15 protein-coding genes and 2 pseudogenes are annotated in these 16,998 nt (G+C 70.5%); 7 read left to right on the top strand and 10 right to left on the bottom strand.

Features of this window, described 5'->3' with window-relative positions; translation table 11 throughout:
• Window positions 1–37: 37 nt before the first annotated feature.
• Both ACFYW3_RS32785 and ACFYW3_RS32780 read right to left on the bottom strand, forming a co-directional pair.
• Window positions 38–478 (bottom strand): annotated as a pseudogene (locus ACFYW3_RS32785) (efflux RND transporter permease subunit); the annotation flags it as partial.
• A gap of 67 nt (window positions 479–545) precedes the next feature.
• Window positions 546–989 (bottom strand): hypothetical protein, encoded by a 444-nt coding sequence (locus tag ACFYW3_RS32780; RefSeq protein ID WP_389388180.1) that lies wholly within the window; start codon window positions 987–989, stop codon window positions 546–548.
• A gap of 134 nt (window positions 990–1,123) precedes the next feature.
• Here ACFYW3_RS32780 and ACFYW3_RS32775 point away from each other — a divergent pair, with 134 nt between their 5' ends.
• The gene (locus ACFYW3_RS32775) at window positions 1,124–2,143 is read left to right on the top strand and encodes a hypothetical protein (RefSeq protein ID WP_389388179.1); all 1,020 of its coding nucleotides are present in this window, start codon (window positions 1,124–1,126) and stop codon (window positions 2,141–2,143) included.
• Window positions 2,144–2,364: 221 nt separating this feature from the next.
• Here ACFYW3_RS32775 and ACFYW3_RS32770 read toward each other — a convergent pair whose 3' ends face one another.
• Together ACFYW3_RS32770 and ACFYW3_RS32765 are read right to left on the bottom strand one after the other, a co-directional pair.
• Entirely contained in the window at window positions 2,365–3,009 is a 645-nt protein-coding gene (locus ACFYW3_RS32770; protein WP_389388178.1) for an HNH endonuclease family protein, read from the bottom strand.
• A gap of 383 nt (window positions 3,010–3,392) precedes the next feature.
• Window positions 3,393–3,854 (bottom strand): YidB family protein, encoded by a 462-nt coding sequence (locus ACFYW3_RS32765; protein WP_389388177.1) that lies wholly within the window; start codon window positions 3,852–3,854, stop codon window positions 3,393–3,395.
• A 325-nt stretch (window positions 3,855–4,179) separates the two neighbouring features.
• Between ACFYW3_RS32765 and ACFYW3_RS32760 the strand changes: the two genes are divergently transcribed.
• On the top strand, window positions 4,180–6,204 hold the full coding sequence (locus ACFYW3_RS32760; RefSeq protein WP_389388176.1) for a hypothetical protein: 2,025 nt from the start codon (window positions 4,180–4,182) through the stop codon (window positions 6,202–6,204).
• A 239-nt stretch (window positions 6,205–6,443) separates the two neighbouring features.
• Here the strand turns inward: ACFYW3_RS32760 and ACFYW3_RS32755 are convergent, their stop codons facing one another.
• The 3 genes from ACFYW3_RS32755 to ACFYW3_RS32745 all read right to left on the bottom strand — a co-directional run bounded on the left by ACFYW3_RS32755 (window position 6,444) and on the right by ACFYW3_RS32745 (window position 9,081).
• Window positions 6,444–6,881 (bottom strand): phage tail protein, encoded by a 438-nt coding sequence (locus ACFYW3_RS32755; RefSeq protein ID WP_389388175.1) that lies wholly within the window; start codon window positions 6,879–6,881, stop codon window positions 6,444–6,446.
• A 401-nt stretch (window positions 6,882–7,282) separates the two neighbouring features.
• Window positions 7,283–7,723, bottom strand: a complete 441-nt coding sequence (locus tag ACFYW3_RS32750) for a hypothetical protein (RefSeq protein WP_389388174.1) — start codon at window positions 7,721–7,723, stop codon at window positions 7,283–7,285.
• Between the two features lie 896 nt (window positions 7,724–8,619).
• A complete protein-coding gene (locus tag ACFYW3_RS32745) occupies window positions 8,620–9,081 on the bottom strand; it encodes a lamin tail domain-containing protein (protein ID WP_266976879.1) in 462 nt (153 codons plus the stop codon).
• A 674-nt stretch (window positions 9,082–9,755) separates the two neighbouring features.
• Here ACFYW3_RS32745 and ACFYW3_RS32740 point away from each other — a divergent pair.
• Window positions 9,756–10,097: a hypothetical protein gene (locus ACFYW3_RS32740; protein ID WP_389388173.1), complete on the top strand. Its 342-nt coding sequence runs from the start codon at window positions 9,756–9,758 to the stop codon at window positions 10,095–10,097.
• Window positions 10,098–10,196: 99 nt separating this feature from the next.
• Here the strand turns inward: ACFYW3_RS32740 and ACFYW3_RS32735 are convergent, their stop codons facing one another.
• A complete protein-coding gene (locus tag ACFYW3_RS32735; RefSeq protein WP_389388172.1) occupies window positions 10,197–10,577 on the bottom strand; it encodes an STAS domain-containing protein in 381 nt (126 codons plus the stop codon).
• Window positions 10,578–11,215: 638 nt separating this feature from the next.
• On the opposite strand from ACFYW3_RS32735, the gene ACFYW3_RS32730 reads away from it, so the two are divergent.
• On the top strand, window positions 11,216–12,454 hold the full coding sequence (locus ACFYW3_RS32730; protein WP_389388171.1) for a hypothetical protein: 1,239 nt from the start codon (window positions 11,216–11,218) through the stop codon (window positions 12,452–12,454).
• A 995-nt stretch (window positions 12,455–13,449) separates the two neighbouring features.
• On the opposite strand, the gene ACFYW3_RS32725 is transcribed toward ACFYW3_RS32730, so the two are convergent.
• Window positions 13,450–13,686, bottom strand: a complete 237-nt coding sequence (locus ACFYW3_RS32725) for a hypothetical protein (RefSeq protein ID WP_389388170.1) — start codon at window positions 13,684–13,686, stop codon at window positions 13,450–13,452.
• Between the two features lie 115 nt (window positions 13,687–13,801).
• On the opposite strand from ACFYW3_RS32725, the pseudogene ACFYW3_RS32720 reads away from it, so the two are divergent.
• Window positions 13,802–13,996, top strand: a pseudogene (locus ACFYW3_RS32720) (PRC-barrel domain containing protein); the annotation flags it as partial.
• A 510-nt stretch (window positions 13,997–14,506) separates the two neighbouring features.
• A complete protein-coding gene (locus tag ACFYW3_RS32715) occupies window positions 14,507–15,385 on the top strand; it encodes a DUF4394 domain-containing protein (RefSeq protein ID WP_389388169.1) in 879 nt (292 codons plus the stop codon).
• A 469-nt stretch (window positions 15,386–15,854) separates the two neighbouring features.
• Here ACFYW3_RS32715 and ACFYW3_RS32710 read toward each other — a convergent pair whose 3' ends face one another.
• The gene (locus ACFYW3_RS32710; RefSeq protein WP_389388168.1) at window positions 15,855–15,992 is read right to left on the bottom strand and encodes a hypothetical protein; all 138 of its coding nucleotides are present in this window, start codon (window positions 15,990–15,992) and stop codon (window positions 15,855–15,857) included.
• 389 nt (window positions 15,993–16,381) lie between these two features.
• On the opposite strand from ACFYW3_RS32710, the gene ACFYW3_RS32705 reads away from it, so the two are divergent.
• Complete coding sequence (locus ACFYW3_RS32705; RefSeq protein ID WP_389388167.1) at window positions 16,382–16,855, top strand: three-helix bundle dimerization domain-containing protein; 474 nt, start codon at window positions 16,382–16,384, stop codon at window positions 16,853–16,855.
• Window positions 16,856–16,998 lie beyond the last annotated feature (143 nt).

Raw genomic sequence — 16,998 nt, 5'->3', positions numbered from 1 at the left:
GTGCGGCGTCCGGGGCCTCGTCGGCGGGCCGGTCGGGTCAGACCTCGGCCGGGGCCTCCTTCTCGGAGGGGCGGGTCGGGACCACCGTGAGGCGGGCCGTCCTCCTGGCCCTGCGGCGCTCCTTGCGGAGCTCGACCATCGCGTAGAGGGTCGGCACCAGCAGCAGGGTCAGCAGCGTGGAGCTGACCAGGCCGCCGATGACCACCACCGCGAGCGGCTGCGAGATGAACCCGCCCTCACCGGTGACGCCGAGCGCCATCGGGAGCAGCGCGAAGATCGTCGCGAGGGCCGTCATCAGGATGGGCCGCAGGCGGTGCCTGCCGCCCTCCACGACCGCCTCGACGAAGCCCAGGCCCTGGGCGCGGTACTGGTTGACCAGGTCGATCAGGACGATCGCGTTGGTCACCACGATGCCGATCATCGCCGGGACGCCCATCGGGGTGCCGGTGACGATGAGCAGGCCCAGCGCGCCGGTGGCGCGGCCACCCAGGCCGGACTTGCACGGGGCAAGCCGTGCTCGTCACAGGGCGCCGCCAGTCGAGGGTTCAGGCCGGCGGCGCGACCGCGTGCCGCGCGGCAGCCAGCAGCTCGGCGCGGGCCTGCGACTCCCCCACCGGCAACCGCGTCACCCACTCCGCACGCACATCCGCCACCGCGGCACATATCGCCAACACCTGCCCCGCCAAGGTCTCGTCCAGCCCGGCCAACTGCGGCCCGGTCACCACGACCGGCCCGTGGAAGCCGTACGGGATCTCAACCCCCCGCCAGTGGGAGGCGAGCACCCATGTCGCCAGGTTCATGGGGAGGTTCTCCGCCTGCCCGTTCCCGTGTACATGCAGGTGCGCCATGCGGTGATAGATCGCCGCGTCTGCCGATCCGCCCACGGCAGTACGCACCGTCTCCCGGCGCTCCGCGTACTCCTCCGGCCACGAGAGCGCGACGACCGAGCCGTCCGTATCGATCCGCAGCGCATCCATGATGTCTCCCACCTCTTGAACCTGGGACCAGGCTATGACCCCTGAAGCGCCGTCGGGCCACGGTCGGGAAACCGGTCCCTCACGCTGCCAGAGAGGCAACGGGCAACGCCTACCGCCGGACCGGCCGGCGCGCAATCGTGGTCAGCATGCAGATCACACACCTTGACGGGCTGGGCCCCGTCACCGCCGTCATCCGCTCGATCGGTGTCCGCCACGACGGCGCCCACCAGCTCGTCACCGACGGCCTGCATCTCGACCTGTCGAGTGCCTTGCGCAACCCCGCGCACGACCCCGCGATGCGCTACCTCAACGGCCTGCATCGGGAGGTGTACGCCCACGTCCTGCGCACCCCCGGCGCCAGGGAGTTGATCACCAGGACCGCCGTTCAGCTCCGCGCCCTGGCCGATGAAGTCCCCCGAGGACACCTGGTCCGCCTGACTGTGGCATGCCAAGGGGGCCGGCACCGCTCCGTGGCAGTCGCGGAGGCGGTCGCCCGGCGAGTCTGGACAGTTGGGGCGGTGAGTACGGTGTCGACGTCGAGCACCATCACATCGACCATCCAGTCCTGCCCCCTTCCAGGTGACTCACTGAACCGGCGCTCTCGGGCCGGTCACCGGGTCGGCCTTCGGTCACCGGTCACCGGTCACCGGCATCGGTCACCGGTGACCGAAGGCCGAGGCGGTGACCGGTCAGTCATCGGTCACCAGTCACCGGCCAATCGGTCAGGTCCGGGGTCGGTAACCGATCGGTCACCGGCGCCCCAGACCACCGTGCACGCGGTCAGTCACCGGTCGGCAAGCGTCAGTCGATGGCCTCCCGCATCACCGCACAAGGGACGGCGGTCACCGTCTGGCGGTCACCGGTCGCGCGGACGTCGATCACCGATTACGGCTCCGGCGGACTTCCCAACCGGCGCCGAAGGCCAGTCAGTCACCGGCTCTTCGGGGGCGGGCCGAGGCCAGTCACCAGGCCGGTCACCGGTCACCGGTCTTCAGCCACCGGGTGGAACGGTCCTGGCCAAGACCGGTGACCGATCAGTCACCGGCATCCCAGACCGCAGGTACCAGGGGGAGGCACCGATGACCGGTGTCTCCGGTCAGCCGACACCGGCCTGGTGGACCCACCGGTCACCGGTCACCGGTCACCGGTCACCGGTCACCACGTAAACGCACTCGTCCCCGGCCGGTGACCGATCAGTCACCATGCCTCGGCGGGCGCGCACTCGGTCAGTCACCGGTACAGCGGACCGGCCAACCGAAGGCGGTGACCGACCAACCGCTCCGCGGTGGTCGTCGCCCCAGACTCCATGACAGTCCTCTCGGATCGAAGGGCCCCGGGTCGCCCGTGACCCGGGCCCACAAATTTGACGCTACGAAGGGGGCGGGGGTCAGTTCGCCCGGTCGAAGGCGAGGGTGGCGTTCGGGCAGCCGGCCGCGTACGACAGGAGCGCCTCGCGTTCGGCCTGGTCCACCGCCAGACCCCACCGGTGCTTGGTGGCCACCCACTCGCCGATGTACCGGCAGCGCACGGTCGCGGCCGGCATCCAGGTGGAGGGGTCCTGGTCGGACTTCTGACGGTTCGAGCGGGCCGTGACACCGACGAGGGTGACGTCGGAGCCGAGGTCGTTGGCGTAGCGGCGCCGGCGCTCGGTCGTCCAGCCGTAGCCACCGCTGTCGTGGACCTCGGCGAGCGGGACCATGTGGTCGATGTCGACCCCGGCAGCGCCCTGGATGAGGACGTCGTCGTAGTAGGAGTGCCACACCCCGCCGGTGAGGGAGCAGCCGGCGCCGACGGTGGGGGCCTCGATGGCCTCGGCGATCAGGACGTCGTTGCGGGCGGTGCAGCCGTTCTTGTCGTCGTCCTTCCAGTGCGGGTACAACTCCCGCTTGTACCCGTCACGGATCTCCTGCGCGATCGGCAGGGACGTGATCGCCTCCGTGAGGGTGTACTCGTCGGCATGCGCGGCGGTCGGGGTGAGGACGGCGAAGGCCAGGGACGCCGCGGCAACACCGCGGCGGAAAGTGGTGATCATGGACCGGTGATACCGGGCGGAGCACCACCTGCACGAGCCTGGGGAAGGGCATCTCACCCTGCCGGCGGAGCGGGTTCACCGAAGAACCGATCATGCGCGGGAGCCCGCCCGTGACCCGGTGGCCGTCCTTCTGCGGGCGCGCGCGGGCGCCCGCGCGGGCCGGGAAGCAGCCTCTGGTGGCCGGTCCTGGCACCTGACGCCGGCGCCGCCGCTCGCGGCGACCACTCCGGCCAGGCCCGGCGGTGGACGGGCCACCGGGCGGTCGGACACGTCAGATGCCAGGACCAGGGGTCCACCCCGAGCAGGCGTGCTCGGGGCGGCGTGCGACCCAGGACCTTCAACGACCGGCCACGCCACCGGTTGCGCCGGGCTGCCGCATTCGCTCAGAGGTACCTGACGGTGAGGGTCACCGAGCCGTCGATCGCCACCTCGTTGTTCAGAGCCAGCTCGTTTGTAGGCGCGATCCCGGACTGGATCTCCAGGTTCGAGGCGAGGTCCTGGACGGGGAGCGGGGCCCAGCGGACCTGGAACCCGGGGAACCCGCCTCCGGCATCGGAGGTGGTCGGGCCGTCGGGCGCGGCGGTGTCGAGGAGTGCGGGGAGCCGGGCGGCGAGGTCGGCGGCCAGGTCGGCGGGCTCCCTCCCCAGACTCTCGGCGGCCTGGGCGAGCCGGTCCTCACCGACAACCGCGACGATCTGGCCGGCGGTGACCGGCTCGTTGGGGCCGTCACCGATCCACGACCGCACCTGCGACTCCAGGCCCGCATCGGCCAGGCTCTGCGCCGAGATCGTCAAGGACGTCGGCTCCACGGTCACACCGTCTTCGTTGGTCACAGAGTCACCCATTCGGAAGATCCCTCCCACTGGTCCACGCGATTCGAGGCTCTTGCCTTCGGTGCGCGTACCTCTGAAGCATCGCGTGCGGCAACGGTTGTTGCCTCCACAGGAGATCTTCCACACGCACGCCGCGGTTCGGCGGCTTTCGGCCGCACGCCACCATGTTCCGCCGTCGGTTGCTGCTGCGGGACGGGATGGCTGAACCCTCAGGACATTTTTCACCCTGTTAGTGGCCAATTGCCGCTATGGGGCCCTGTGGTGGGTTCGTCATGGCTAGCGTCCTGCCCGGGTCCGAGCCGCAGCGGCTCAAGATCCCCGAGCCGAGGAGGACGTCATGACGGGTGGAGAGACGAGTGAGGCCGGACAGCGGCTGGAGCGGTTGCAGGGACTGCTGACCGGGACGCGCAGCGACTCGCGGGCGGGCCGGAACCTGGCGCGTGTACCGAAGGCGAACGTGATGTTCGGCGCCCTGCTGCACGCCGCGGACCGGCTCCGGCAGGGCGAGGAACTGACCGATCTGGAAGAGGCGCTGCTGAGCTCGCTGCGTGGCGCTCTGGGGGATGCGGAGGTCAAGGAGTGGGGGCGCGTCTACCGGGAGTCGGTGACCGCGCGCGGGTCGCTGACGGGTGTGCCCATGGTGATCACGGGGCGTTCCGTCTCCCAGGGATACGCTTTCGAGGATCTGGAGGGGGATCTGCCGGCGGTGACGGCGGAGTGGCGGGCACAGTCGAACTGGTCTGCGGTCGACCACAAGGCGCTGGCCGCCGGGGAGGACTTCGACAGTCCGGAGTTCATCGAAGGCATGCGGGAGTGGGGTTGGGCCGTCACCGTGCCCGCCTGGGCGGCCGCGGGCGGCCAAACGCCCGAGGCCCAGGCGCCGCTCCAGGTGGACGGGGTGGCGGCGGCGTACCGGTTCCGGCTGGAGTACGAGAACTTCCATGTACACCGGCAGGTGGGCGACGGATGGCCGAGTACCGGTGACGAGATCCGCTGGATCTCCGCCGGCCAGAGCGACCTGGGGGCGCGTGCCATGCCGTTCCTGTCCGACGAGTTCGGCGGCCGCTCGGCGGAGGCCGGGCAGACCACGCCCTTCAGCTCCCCCGACCCCCGCAAGCGGGTGGCCTTCGACGCGGCCGCCGAGAATGGTCTGGTCCTGAACGTCGCGTGCTGGGAGTGGGACACCGGCGACGGCAACCTCGACAGCGTCGGCGAGGCCCTGATCCGGCTGAACAACGATCCCATCTTCGGCCCCATCTGGGCAGCCGCCGGCGCGGCGGCACCCACGCTCCTCGGACTGCTGATGGACCTCTCCTCGCTCGCTGTCACCATCATCAGCTACATCGTGAGCAACGATCTCTCCTCCTCCCGCTCGCTCTACCTCGACCGGCGTGCCCTGGCCGCGCTCTCCCAGAGCGGCAGTGCCCGCTGGCACTTCAACGGCGACGGCCACCACGAGCTGCGGGTGAAGTTCACCGGCGACCTCGTCCCTTTCCCCTCCGGGACGCTGGAGTACGCGGTGCGCACCGGCACGACGTGGGGCGCGCCCACCGCCCTGCCCTGGCCGAGCACGGCCGCCCCGGCCCTGGCCGTGCACGAGGGCCGGCTCTACGCCGCGTTCGTCCGCCCCGAGGACCACGGGGTGATGTGGGCGAGCATGGACGCGGGCGGTATCTGGAGCACACCCGCGCGGATCGGAGGCGACCAGAGCTACGTCGCCCCGGCCCTGACCTCGGCCCACGGCAAACTGATCTACGCCGTCACCGGCAGGAACAGGACGATCTACACCCGGACCTACACCCCCGCGGCCGGCTGGACCGAGCCCGCCGCGCTGGACGGCAGCACCCAGTACAGCCCCACCCTGGCCACCTTCGCCGGTCGAGCCTGGCTCGCCTGCACCGGCGGCAACAGCAACATCCACCACAGGATCTCCGGCAACGCCTCCGTCAACAACCAGATCCTGTGGAACCCCTGGCGTACGGACAACCTGGCCTGGAAGACCGCCACCGCGGTCGCGATGGCCCCGGGGAAGGCCGACGGCCACCCCCGCATGTGGCGGGTCATCACCGCCACCAACGACCACGTGCACTCCAGCGTCAACGGCGGCGCCGACGGGACCGGCATCTGGCAGGACCGCGGCGCCGCCCCGAACTGGCGCGTCAGCCACGCCCCCGCACTCGCCGCCAACGAGGCAACCGGCGCCCTGACCATCCTGATGCGCGGCACCAGCGGACCCCTGTGGGTGGCCGACCACAACGGCTCCTCCTGGCAGGAGGCCCGCACCGTCCCCGGAGCCAACCCCAAGGACGCACCCGCCGCCGCCTACTTCAACAACAAGCTGTACACGATGTACCTCCGCTGACACCGGCCCCGGACACGACAAGCCGGCCACCGAAGAACCGGCGGCCGGCCCCCGGACGGTGAACGAACCCCCTCATGAACAGAGCCGGGCGTTCAACCGGCAAGACAACCCCGGTGGGAACGGCTACCGCCGTTCCCACCCGGCACCACTCAGATCAGACCGCCCCGTGGCCACACCAAGGCCCCGGACACGCAGCAGTCGCGCATGCGGGCCGGACGCTCGATGCGGCTCAGGAGGTGTCAGATCGGGTTGACGCTCACATAGGTGAGTTCGAGCGTTTCTTCCACCGCCGAGGAGTCACCTGCCGACAGGTCCGGGCGGCTCCAGCTCGCAACTCGGGCGCCCTCGACCTGAAAGCGCTTCACGACCTCGTTCCGCTCGTTGACACAGGACAGAACGAGGGACTGGGAACCGGCTTCCTCTCTGGCCGGGTCCTTGGAATCCGAGATCCACTGAGTGAACAGGTCGCTGTGGTCCGGACTCCGCGTGAGGGTCAGTGTCCCGAAGAACTCCGGTGCACCCAGGCCAAAGTCGGGGACCGGCTTCTCGTCCCGCGAGCTCTGCGGCACCTTCACGTACTCCTGGTCGAGCGCGAGCCCGGAGACGCTCGTGAGCGGCTCCAATCGACGATCCCCCACCTCGAGGTACCACCGGTGCTTGACGACATCGTCTTCCATGAACACTCCGTCTCCGTAGGCCCACGCAGGGCAGTCCGACAACCCGGCGATCATTCCCAACCATGCTGGATCGACACCCACAACCAACGACCGGCACGACACGGCTCGACTCCACCTCCACGCGCTTGATCGCCCGAACACGTCCCAACCGACAATCCCCTGACCGGCTGCCCGACCACAGCCGACACGTCGGTGCAGCGGATCCCGCCACCGACATGCCACTCCAACACCAGCCCCACCCCGTCGCCGTCCTCGGCGCACCAGGAAACGGGGACCACGCCACCGCAGTCGTGCCGCGCGCAGACGCAGACCTCGCCCGGACCCGCGTAGGCCACGCCGTGGCGGACCACCCCACCCACCGGCCCCGACGCGGCGGTCCCTCGCAGGCCGGCAGGCCAGCGTCAGGCGCATGCCCCCGACCCAGACCGGAACCGGTGCGTGGCGCCCCCGGCTCCGGCCCCGGCCCCGGCCCCGGCCAGCACCAGCGTGGCGATCGTCGGCCCGGTGGGAACTTCGATCTTGTTGTGGGCGAGGAGCCAGGCCACGACCACGCGGCGGTCGAACCGCAGGCGCACGTCCGTACCGGCCGCCGGGTCGGGGAAGTCGGGGTGCCGGCGGCGCCGGCACGCCACAGCGGCCCGGCCCCACCCCGGCGGTTCGAACGCGGCGTCACCGCCACCCAGGGAAGCCGCCTGGACCTGGTCGTTCGCGTAGGCCTCCCGCCGCGCACCGTCCACGCCGACGCCCCAGTTGGCGGGGGGCGTCATTCGACGCCTGCGGTATTCGCTCTGCGGCGAATCCGGTTCGCGCCGGGTGATCGCCGAATAGGCGGACCTGGCCATTTTCAGATGGTTTTCAGCTGTGCACGCGCATTTACCCGGAGGGTGTCGGGTCGGACCATACCGTCGCCGCAGCGGTGCCGACAGCGATGTCCGCCCTGGTACCGCCCACGCGAGCGAGGGAGAAGCTGTGGCACTGGACGAGAGCACGACGGCCGGAAGTCCGGCAGGCGTCCTGGATGATCCGCGATTGGAGAGGTTGCGGCAGATCCTGACCGGTGGGCACCCGTCCCCGCTGGTGCGGCCCCAAGCCCGCGAGGGGACGCGGGCAAATCTGATGCTCGCCGTGGCGCTGCGCGCCGCTGCCCGCACGGAGCGGGGGCATCCGGCGCCGTCGTAGACGCTCCAATGGCTCACCTCCCAGCCCGAGCTGCCCGAGGCCGAGTCGAAGTAGACCGGCTTCGGGGCCGTCCCGTCATCGAGGAGCACACCCACCCGGCCCTCGTGCGACCGCCCGTACTCATCCGACGTCCACGTCTCGTCCTTCTCCACGAACACCTCCAACACCGTCCCACCGGGCCGCGGTCCACGACCCCGGGGACGACGATCCCGCACCCCGGGGTGCGCGCGGGGCCGGAACCGGCGAGTTGACTCCGAACCACGACGGAGAACCGGGCGCGCAGCGACCCGGTGCGCACCGGGCGGATCGTTGCGCACCGGGCCGCCGGATCGACACCCGGCCGCCGGCCGACCGGCTCCGATGTTCAAGGCGTATCGCCAACCGTGTCACGGAACCGGGCTCTTGGCATCGGCCGTGCCGGACAGGTGGAACGGCTGGCCGCTCGTGGCGCCCGGCGCTGGACATGAGTGTGTGTGCCGGGCGGCTGGCGGACTGCCCGGCACACGATCACTGCGGGTTCGGCTTCCGCCCGTTCACGGGCAGCCGGCCGTGGCCTGGGTTAGCGGCGGCGGCCCCAGGACTCGGTGTCCACGGTCCGGTTGCGGTCGTCGCGCAGGGTGGCGGTGTCGGCCCGGTTGTCCCAGACGTGATCGCGCTTGCCCTGGAAGAGGTCGGTGCGGGTGTCGCGGCCGGATCCGGTGTGGATCCGGATGGTCGCGCGCCCGCCGATGCGGGTGTCGTTGAAGCGGTAGCGGTTGCCGTCGGAGTCCCGCAGCGTCCAACCGCGCAGGTTGACCGGCTGGCGGGTGGTGTTGCGGATCTCGACCCACTCCCCGTTCAGGGAACGGTTGGAGCGGTCGTCACGCCCGGGAGCGTCGGCCTGAACGCGGGAGATCTCAACCCGCGGGTGCCGGTCATGACCCCGATCCGCAGCGGTGGCAGGCAGAGCGGCGGCCGAGACGATGGCGCCGGCGGCGAGGACGGTCGCAGCGACACGACGGGCAGTCGACGAAGCAGACATACGGTGACCCCTCAAGAACAGTGCCTCACCCGCCGATACGAATCACGTAGCGGTGCGGGTGCCCGGCCCGTGGTGGGCCGAGGACCCAAACTCTCGACCCGACACGGGGCCCACCACAGCCCCCGACGAGGCCGGTTACCCACCCTGGACATTCCCGTTACACACACCTGCGGCCTACACGCAGTCCGCATGAGCGTGGCCCTGACATCCACTGACCGCTACACCCACCCGGCCCGCGCACGACACAGCCGATCAATGCGCCCGGAGCGCACCACCAGGCGCACCCCTCCACCCGTCACCCAACCGGAGCAGCAAGTTCCGTAACAGCCGTTCCGCACGATTCTTCGCACGGATGCACGGAAACCGTGCCTGAGAACGAATCCGTCCGCCTGCCTTGGTGACCACCTCGGCAGTGAGCCGGCCCTATACACTCGGGAATGCGCGGCTCGACCGGTGAGTGGCCTCCGAAGCCCACAGGCCGTGCGCCACGACCGGGAGGGCGCCGGGCGACGTCGCGCCCGCGGTGGCGGTCCACAGTGAAGACGTCGGACAGTGGCCCGGCCACCCCACCACCGGGACCGGGAACGGCCGAGCGTCGAGCAGCGCGAGCGCCTGGTCGCCCTCGTCATGGACCGGGATGCGCACCTGTCGCGGGCAGGGATCGTTCTACGGAGGTGATCACACACAAGACAGCCACGGCATTCGTACTCACGGCCGGGTCGGTGGCAGCGGCACTGGCCGCGGCCACGCCCGCTTCCGCCGGAGGCATCGGTGACTTCCTGTCACCGGCGTTCAGTACCAACTGCGTCAACCACGACACCGTCCCCCACGCCGCCGGAGCCACCGCCGGCACCGGCGCCGCCGACGGCAACCTCCTCGGCCTCCCCCTCGGCAGCCCCCTCAACCAATGCGGCGGCGCCGACCTCACACCCGACACCGAGATGCAGAACGGCCTCGTGAACCTGCACGACGTTCCCATCGGCATTCTCGGCAGTGCCTCGAACAGCGAAGCCTGATTCGAGCCGTGCGCGAAACAGCGGGCTGCCCAGGCCGGCCGCCCGACGATGAACCCGTCCCTCGGTCCCCGCCTCCACGCGGCGCGCGAGGCGGCGGCGCTACAGGGCGCGTGCCGACTCGACGGTGTCGGCGGTCGGGAACAGTTCGCCGGCCCCGGTGACGTCCAGGAGCCGGCCCAACTGGGGAGGCACGGTGCCCGCCAGGACCAGGCGGCCGGTGTGCAGTAGGAGCAGCATCACGTTGAGCATGGTGGAGTCGGCGAAGCGGATGTCGGTGACGTCCAGGACGATCCGTTTGACCTGGGGGTCGTCGATGGCGCGTGTGGCGGCTGTGTTGAGGGGGCCGAGGGTCTCGGCGTCGAACTCGCCCGCGCAGACGATGACGCGGACTCCGTTGTCGTCGGGCAGTGCCCGTACCTGCTGCTCCACCAGCCGCTCCCTGTCGTCGGCGGCGCGCTGCCGCGCCCGGTTTCGGGTCAACCTACCCACGAAACGGACCACGCAAGGCAAGAGCCGCCATGATCCAAAACACAGGCACCGCCTCGGCCGGTCCTCAACCGGCCGAGGCGGACCGGCCTTCCCCGAACCGGGGGACGTCCGCCGTCGTGTGAAAGCCCACCGCAGCACCGTGGAACAGGGCCCGCGCGGGCTTCACCGCTCCGGGGTGCTCCGCCGCGCGGCCGGCTACCAGGGATGGACGCCCCGGCGCCCGATAGGCTCGCCGCACCCGCGCCGACATGGGTGCGCAGGGCAGGGCCGTGCACGGACAGGCTCACCCCTCGAAGATGCGGTACACCGGCCCGAAACAGCCCCGGCAGCCCTCACGGACCGCCGGGGCTCTCCGTTGTGGCTTTGTACGTGAGGATGGTCAGCATTTCGACACCGGTTTGGGAGGCACGAGGCCCCGAGGCAGGACACCGTTTGTTCACGGGTTTCGACAGCACGAGACTGCGGGGCTGACAGGGTCCCGTCCTCCCGTCCCTTGTTCGCGTCGTTGGCGCTGGGCAGCTCTTGTCGATCAGCACTGACCGCGGCCGAAACGCTGCGACGACTGCGTCCGGTGGTTCGGGCCGATAACGCATGGCAACCGGGCCCCAAGCGAGGCAGGGTGTGGCGTGATGAGCTATCACGACGAGACGTCCCGCACCCTGTCCTACGCCCGCCACGACACGCTGGAAGGGCTGCTGCAGCGAGGCCGGGGGCTGGGCGCGGAGCGCGCACAGTGTGACCCGGGTGCCGCCGCGCCGCTCGTGTACGACGGGATCCGTCGGGACTGGAAGTGGGACTACCAGACCGACACCCGCTACCTCTACCAGGCGCGGCTGATCCGGGACCTGAAGCTCTCGCCGGCGCCGGTCGTTGGCCAGTTGGCGGGGGACGAGGAGGCGTGCTCGCGGGCCGCCGATGTGCTGGAGCTGCTCGCCCTCGCCGGTTCGGACGAGGCCCGGGAGGGGCTTCGGACATACATCCGGGAAGGCAAGCACTGGGCCTCGGTCCTGGAGTCGGTCGCGGATGGCTGGCCGGCCGAGTGGTGGGAGGATCTGGGCGACGTCGCGCGCGCCAGGATCGGCGGGGAGGAGTATCTTCCGTGGTCTTTCAAGCCGTGGAGCCGGTTCGGGATCGAGGTGCCGGGCCGCCGATTCCCTCCGCGGCCGTCCCTTGGCGGGCTGAGCGACGAGAAGCTGTTCGCCCTGCTGGCCGCCGACGGCACGGAGTTCAACACGAAGATCGATGCGCTGCGTGCGCTGGCCGGGAGGGAGCCGGCCGAGGGGCTGATCCCACTCGTGCCCTCGCTCGGAACCCCGGACGGCCGCCGGTCCATGCCCCTGCTCCGGCGAGCGGTCGACCGTCTCGGAGCCCTCGCAGTGCCGGCGGCGCGTGGGTGGGCCGTGGACGGGCGGGAGTGGCTGACCCGGCTGGGGGCGGACGTTCTGGCAGACCACCCCGAGCCTGAGGCGCTGCCGGGGCTCGTGGCCGAACTCGCCGAACAGTGGAAGGCGCGCGCCTGGTGCGGTCCCGATACGACGGCGAGGAGACTGGCCCGCTTCGGACCCGAAGCCGCCGACGCCGTGCCCGTCCTCTGGCGGTATTGGCGGCACACCCCGCACTCGTACGAGCGCGCTGACTACCTGAAAGCGCTCAGCGCAATCGACCCGTCCGGCTTGGACGACGCATACACCGAGTCGCTCTGGGACTGCGAGGAGCGGGCACGGCTGCTGGGCATCGCCTCGGCACCCCACCACCCGCAAACCTTGCAGCGGATCAGAGTGCTCCGCGACGACCTGATGGAAACACCAGAGGTACGGGCCGCTGCCGGAGCACGGTTGGCCCCTGTAGCCAGCCCTGCGTTTGACTGACCCAACTCGGACGGCAGAGGCGGGCACCGGGTGCCTCCCGTTCTCGTGAACATCGACCCCGGACCGAGGTTCTGGCTCAACTTCTGTGGTGACGGCTCGACGATCGGTTCACCGGGCCCCGGAACGATGGGAACCAGCAGGTCAGTTCATTGGTCCGGCGCGGGCGCGGGGCCCAGCTCCACAGAAGTTGAGCCAGAACCACGACCCGTGAACAAAGCCAGGCCGTGGGCCAATCAGGGACTGGTCACCAATCCGGCACCACCTCGCTACTGTGCGAAATAGGCTTCACCACATGGAACTTCGGAGCAGGCGGCCGGGAGGAAACAGGAGGTGCTGTGCTACTTCTGCGGAGGCACCACGGCGATCCTGGCCAACCGCCGGGGCCCACCGACCGAAGAACCGAGCACTGGTCTGAAACCCCATCCGCCGGCCCCGCAGCTGCACCACCGCCTCCCCGTCGCCGACGTCCAACAAGACCGGCGACGTCGCCGATCCCGGACCGAACCGAGCCGCGAACGACCCGACCGGCGAGCGCCCCAAGCCACCCGGCCGGCAACACCGACCGGTGAACTCACCGGTGAGTGAACCGGTGAGTTCAACAACCGGTGAGTTCGCCGCGCAGGGCCTGTGACTGGGCCGGTGACCCTGTTACCCGGCCAGTTACCGAGTCGGTTACCTCCGCGCCCGCTACAGGGCCTGACCAGCGGAAAGACGCCCCGCAGGGGCACTTGCGCACTTAGGTAACCGGGGTTGCACCGGAGGATGCGCGGTCATGCCGTCGCCCGCCCGGCCGCGACGCCGGTCCGAGTACGCCGGTCGTGGTCGTCGTGCCGGGACATCGGGAGTGGTCCTGACACCCGACGCGGACACCGCCGCGCGCGGCGAACCACTCCCGCCGAACCCGGCGGTGACGCCGGCGCATCAGGCGTCAGGACCCGGGTCCGACACGGACATCGCGGTCAGGGTCTGCCCGCACCGGTGTGGATCCCGGCTCTTCAACGACCCGGCGCGCCGCCGGTTGCGGACCGGCTCCCGGCGGTCGGTGCCGGCGGTTGGAGGCCGAGCTGGACCGCCGCCAGGGCGACCGCCTCGACCACCGACAGGCCGTCCCCGCCGTCGCGGCCGGCCTCCGCGCGCAGCCGGGCCGCCCGCGCCTCCAAACGCCGCGCCAACTCGTCCTGGACGTCGGAGAGGCTCCGGCAGCCACGCCGCCGCCCCGCGTAGTGATCCATGCCCGCCACCATAGGAAGTCCCCGCCCCCGTCCGCACACGTCACGCACGCGTGTCGGGCCCCCACCATCCCCGCGGCCCGAAGCCCGTGACGGTATCGACGAACAGCCGGCGACGTGGATCTTCGGCAAGGAAGTCCTCCTGCCTGCCGGCACCGTCGTCCGCGTCGACATGAAGGAAGAGGAGATCAAGGTCAACCTGACCAAGGAGCAGATCAAGAACTCCCCCGAGTACGACAAGGACAAGCACCGCGGCAACGCGGCCTACCGCGACCAGGTCGGCCAGTACTACGGCCGCAACATCGGCATCTGAACCACCTTGTGCCGCCGCGGCCCCGCGACACGCGGAGCCGCGGTCCGCACAGAACCGGTGCGCCATCGCGGGCCGACATCGGTTCCCCGTTGGCGGCTGATTCGGTGCCCGACTTGGCCGACGGAGCGGTCCTGACACCCGACAGCTTTCCCAGCACCGCGCAGCTGGTCAATCTGACAGCGTACGAAGCCGACGGGGAGAAGGTCGGCACCGATAAAGCAGCTCCCTGCCGAGAGTCGAGAGCCGACGACCCTGGCATGCAACGCGCCGGCCGACCAACGCAGCCACATACCGGCCGGTCTGTACCGAGGTGACGGCACACACGACGCAGCCCGCCGACGAGGCCATCGCACTGCTTTCCCAGCCAGAGCCGGAAGGCGACGGGCCATGGGCTGATGGGGTGGCGTTCCATGGTTTGCCCGGCCCGGGCACGAGGTGGCTCCGAGTTCAAGGTGAGTTCCGCCCCGAGGCTGGGCGGCGTCACGAGCCGAACCTCCGTGAAGGATGAACATGCGCACTCGCAGCACTGCCCTTGTCGCCTCCGCCGTCCTCGCCGCTCTCAGCGCCATCCCGGCCGCCGCAGCCTCCGACATCGACACCCCGCCCGCCAAGACGCTCCCGGCGATGGACCACCACGACCTCCGAGCCGTGGGACTGACCGGGGACCAGCGCCTGGTGGAATTCGACGTCGACCATCCCGGAAAGACGTCCTCGATCGGCCGGGTGTCCGGCCTGGCCGGAGACACCAGGCTCGTCGGGATCGACTTCCGCGTCCAGAACGAGAAGCTCTACGGCGTCGGCGACCGCGGCGGCATCTACACCCTCAACACCGACAACGCCCGCGCCACCAAGGTCTCCCAGCTCACCGTCGGCCTCTCCGGGGCCCAGTTCGGCGTGGACTTCAACCCGGCCGCCAACCGACTGCGCGTCATCTCCAACACCGGCCAGAACCTGCGCCACAACATCGACGACCCGGCCACGCCGCTGACCACGACGGTCGACGGCACGCTGACCAACCCCACCACGCCGCCGTCGACCGCCATGGGAGTGACCGGCGCCGCGTACACGAACAACGACCTGAACGCGGCGACCGCGACCTCACTGTTCGACCTCGACACGCTGGCCAACCGGATCTCGCTCCAGTCCCCGGCCAACGCAGGCACCCTCGCCCCGACCGGGAACCTCGGCGTCAACGCCGAACCCGACGCCGGATTCGACATCTACTACAACGCCAAGACAGGGACCAACACGGGCTTCGCGGCCATCAACACCGGCAACGGCTACGGCCTCTACGCGGTCAACGTCCTGACCGGCAAGGCCACCAGCCGGGGCGCCTTCCCCGACCGTCAGCAGATCACCGACATCGCCCTGCCCCTCAACCAGAACTGACCCACCGCTCCCAACCGGGTCGGGACCGCTCGGGGGCGGCCCCGACCCGGCACGAACTCCATGGACCCGGCGGACTGCGGGGCGAAAGAGTCTGGCGACCCAGGCACCGGTGAGGCCGTCTCCTCGACCTACGCTGTGATGCCCGCGGCCGTTGCCCACCCGATGTGGGGAGCCGTCTGGGGCGCAGGGCAGGACTGAGCGGTGTGGCAGGCCCGTCGCACACGAGAGCTGGTGTGTAGTACGTGCGTGCGCTCGGGATGGCAGGTGCGGCGCGGCATCCGGCCCTGCCACCCCGGTGCGCCGCGTGCGACCGGGCAAGAACAAGTCGGACAAGAACCGGGGCGAGGTAGCGGGGACCGCTCCCGTCAGCTTGCCGATGCGCTGCCGAACCGCCCTGAACATCGCGGCACGGTCCGTGTTCGGGCAACAGACGCGGTCGTAGCGCGGTTGGAGCGGCGACGAACCGGCATCATGCGGCGCCCGGGCCGCGCCCACCCGGCGGTCGCTCCGCCTCGGTGGCGAGGACATCGATCAGACGACGCAACGAGTGCAGTGCCAGGTCGTCGGCGGGAACGTGGCGCAGGACGATGACCGCGTTGTTGTCCAAGGCCCGCAGGAGGCGGCCGGCGTTTGGTTGTCGGCCTCGCGCAGGGCGGTGCGTAGCGATTCCTCCGTCCACGGCGTCCGTGCGAGGGCGGCGACGAACTCGGCCTCGCCGTCCGACGGTGTCCAGTGGCCTTGTTCGTGTGCGGTGAGCAGGCGGGTGGCGTCGTGTTCCAGCGCTCGCCAGGCGAGGTCGGCCGGGCCGAGTTCCTCGTGTTCGCGGCTGGGTCTGCGCGAGTGGCAGCGCGAGCACAGGTCCACCCGGAGGGCCGGACCGGAGGCTGGTCGAAAGGTGACTGTGCGCGCCGGTTCGGCGGGGCTCTGGTCGCGGTGCGAGCACAGGTGACACGCGGTCGCGGCGTTCGCCGGCCGTAGCGGCCTGACGTTGCCGGTGTGGGAGGTCGGATCGGTCATTCATGCCCAACGACGGACACCGGTGGCCGTAACGCACCGGGGCGGGCCCCGAGGCGGTCGCCTGAATTCCGCCGGGGACGAAACAGGTTCGCGGTCCGTCGCTCGACACGATCAGCCCTCGTGCGTGCAGGTGGGGAACGTCGTGGAGCGCCTTGGTGCACGGGAGGCGGGGTCCGACGATCAAGCCATGTCAGAGCGGTGGGCTGTCGGAGGCCAGGATCCGGGATAGAAGGTGCGCATGATGGCACCGAAGACGCCCTCATCATCCAGCACGTCGCCGAACGCATCCTGAAGGCCCGGATCGACCTTGCCGCAGGGGATGTCCGCGATGCGGTGCAGACGGCCTACGACGAGTTCCGTTACGCGCGGGTGCGTACCTATCTGCCGGTCCTGCTGGAACGCAGGGCAGGCGACCTGCTCCACAATGACGGGGATTCCCGAAGCCGCCTCTGACCGGCCCTCTGCCCGCTGGGGCGACGTACGGGTCCGCGCCCTGCCCGGAACGCGTCAACGTCGCACGACAGAGTTCGTGACCCGCGGGTCGGGACCGCGTTACAGGGCTGCCGTCGCCGGGGGTCCCCCGCTTACCGCGCGAC

The organism is Streptomyces sp. NPDC002602, from assembly GCF_042889445.1.
GTDB lineage: Bacteria > Actinomycetota > Actinomycetes > Streptomycetales > Streptomycetaceae > Streptomyces.
The sequence above is the reverse complement of the archived record's forward strand: the minus strand, read 5'-3'. Positions and strand labels throughout refer to the sequence as shown.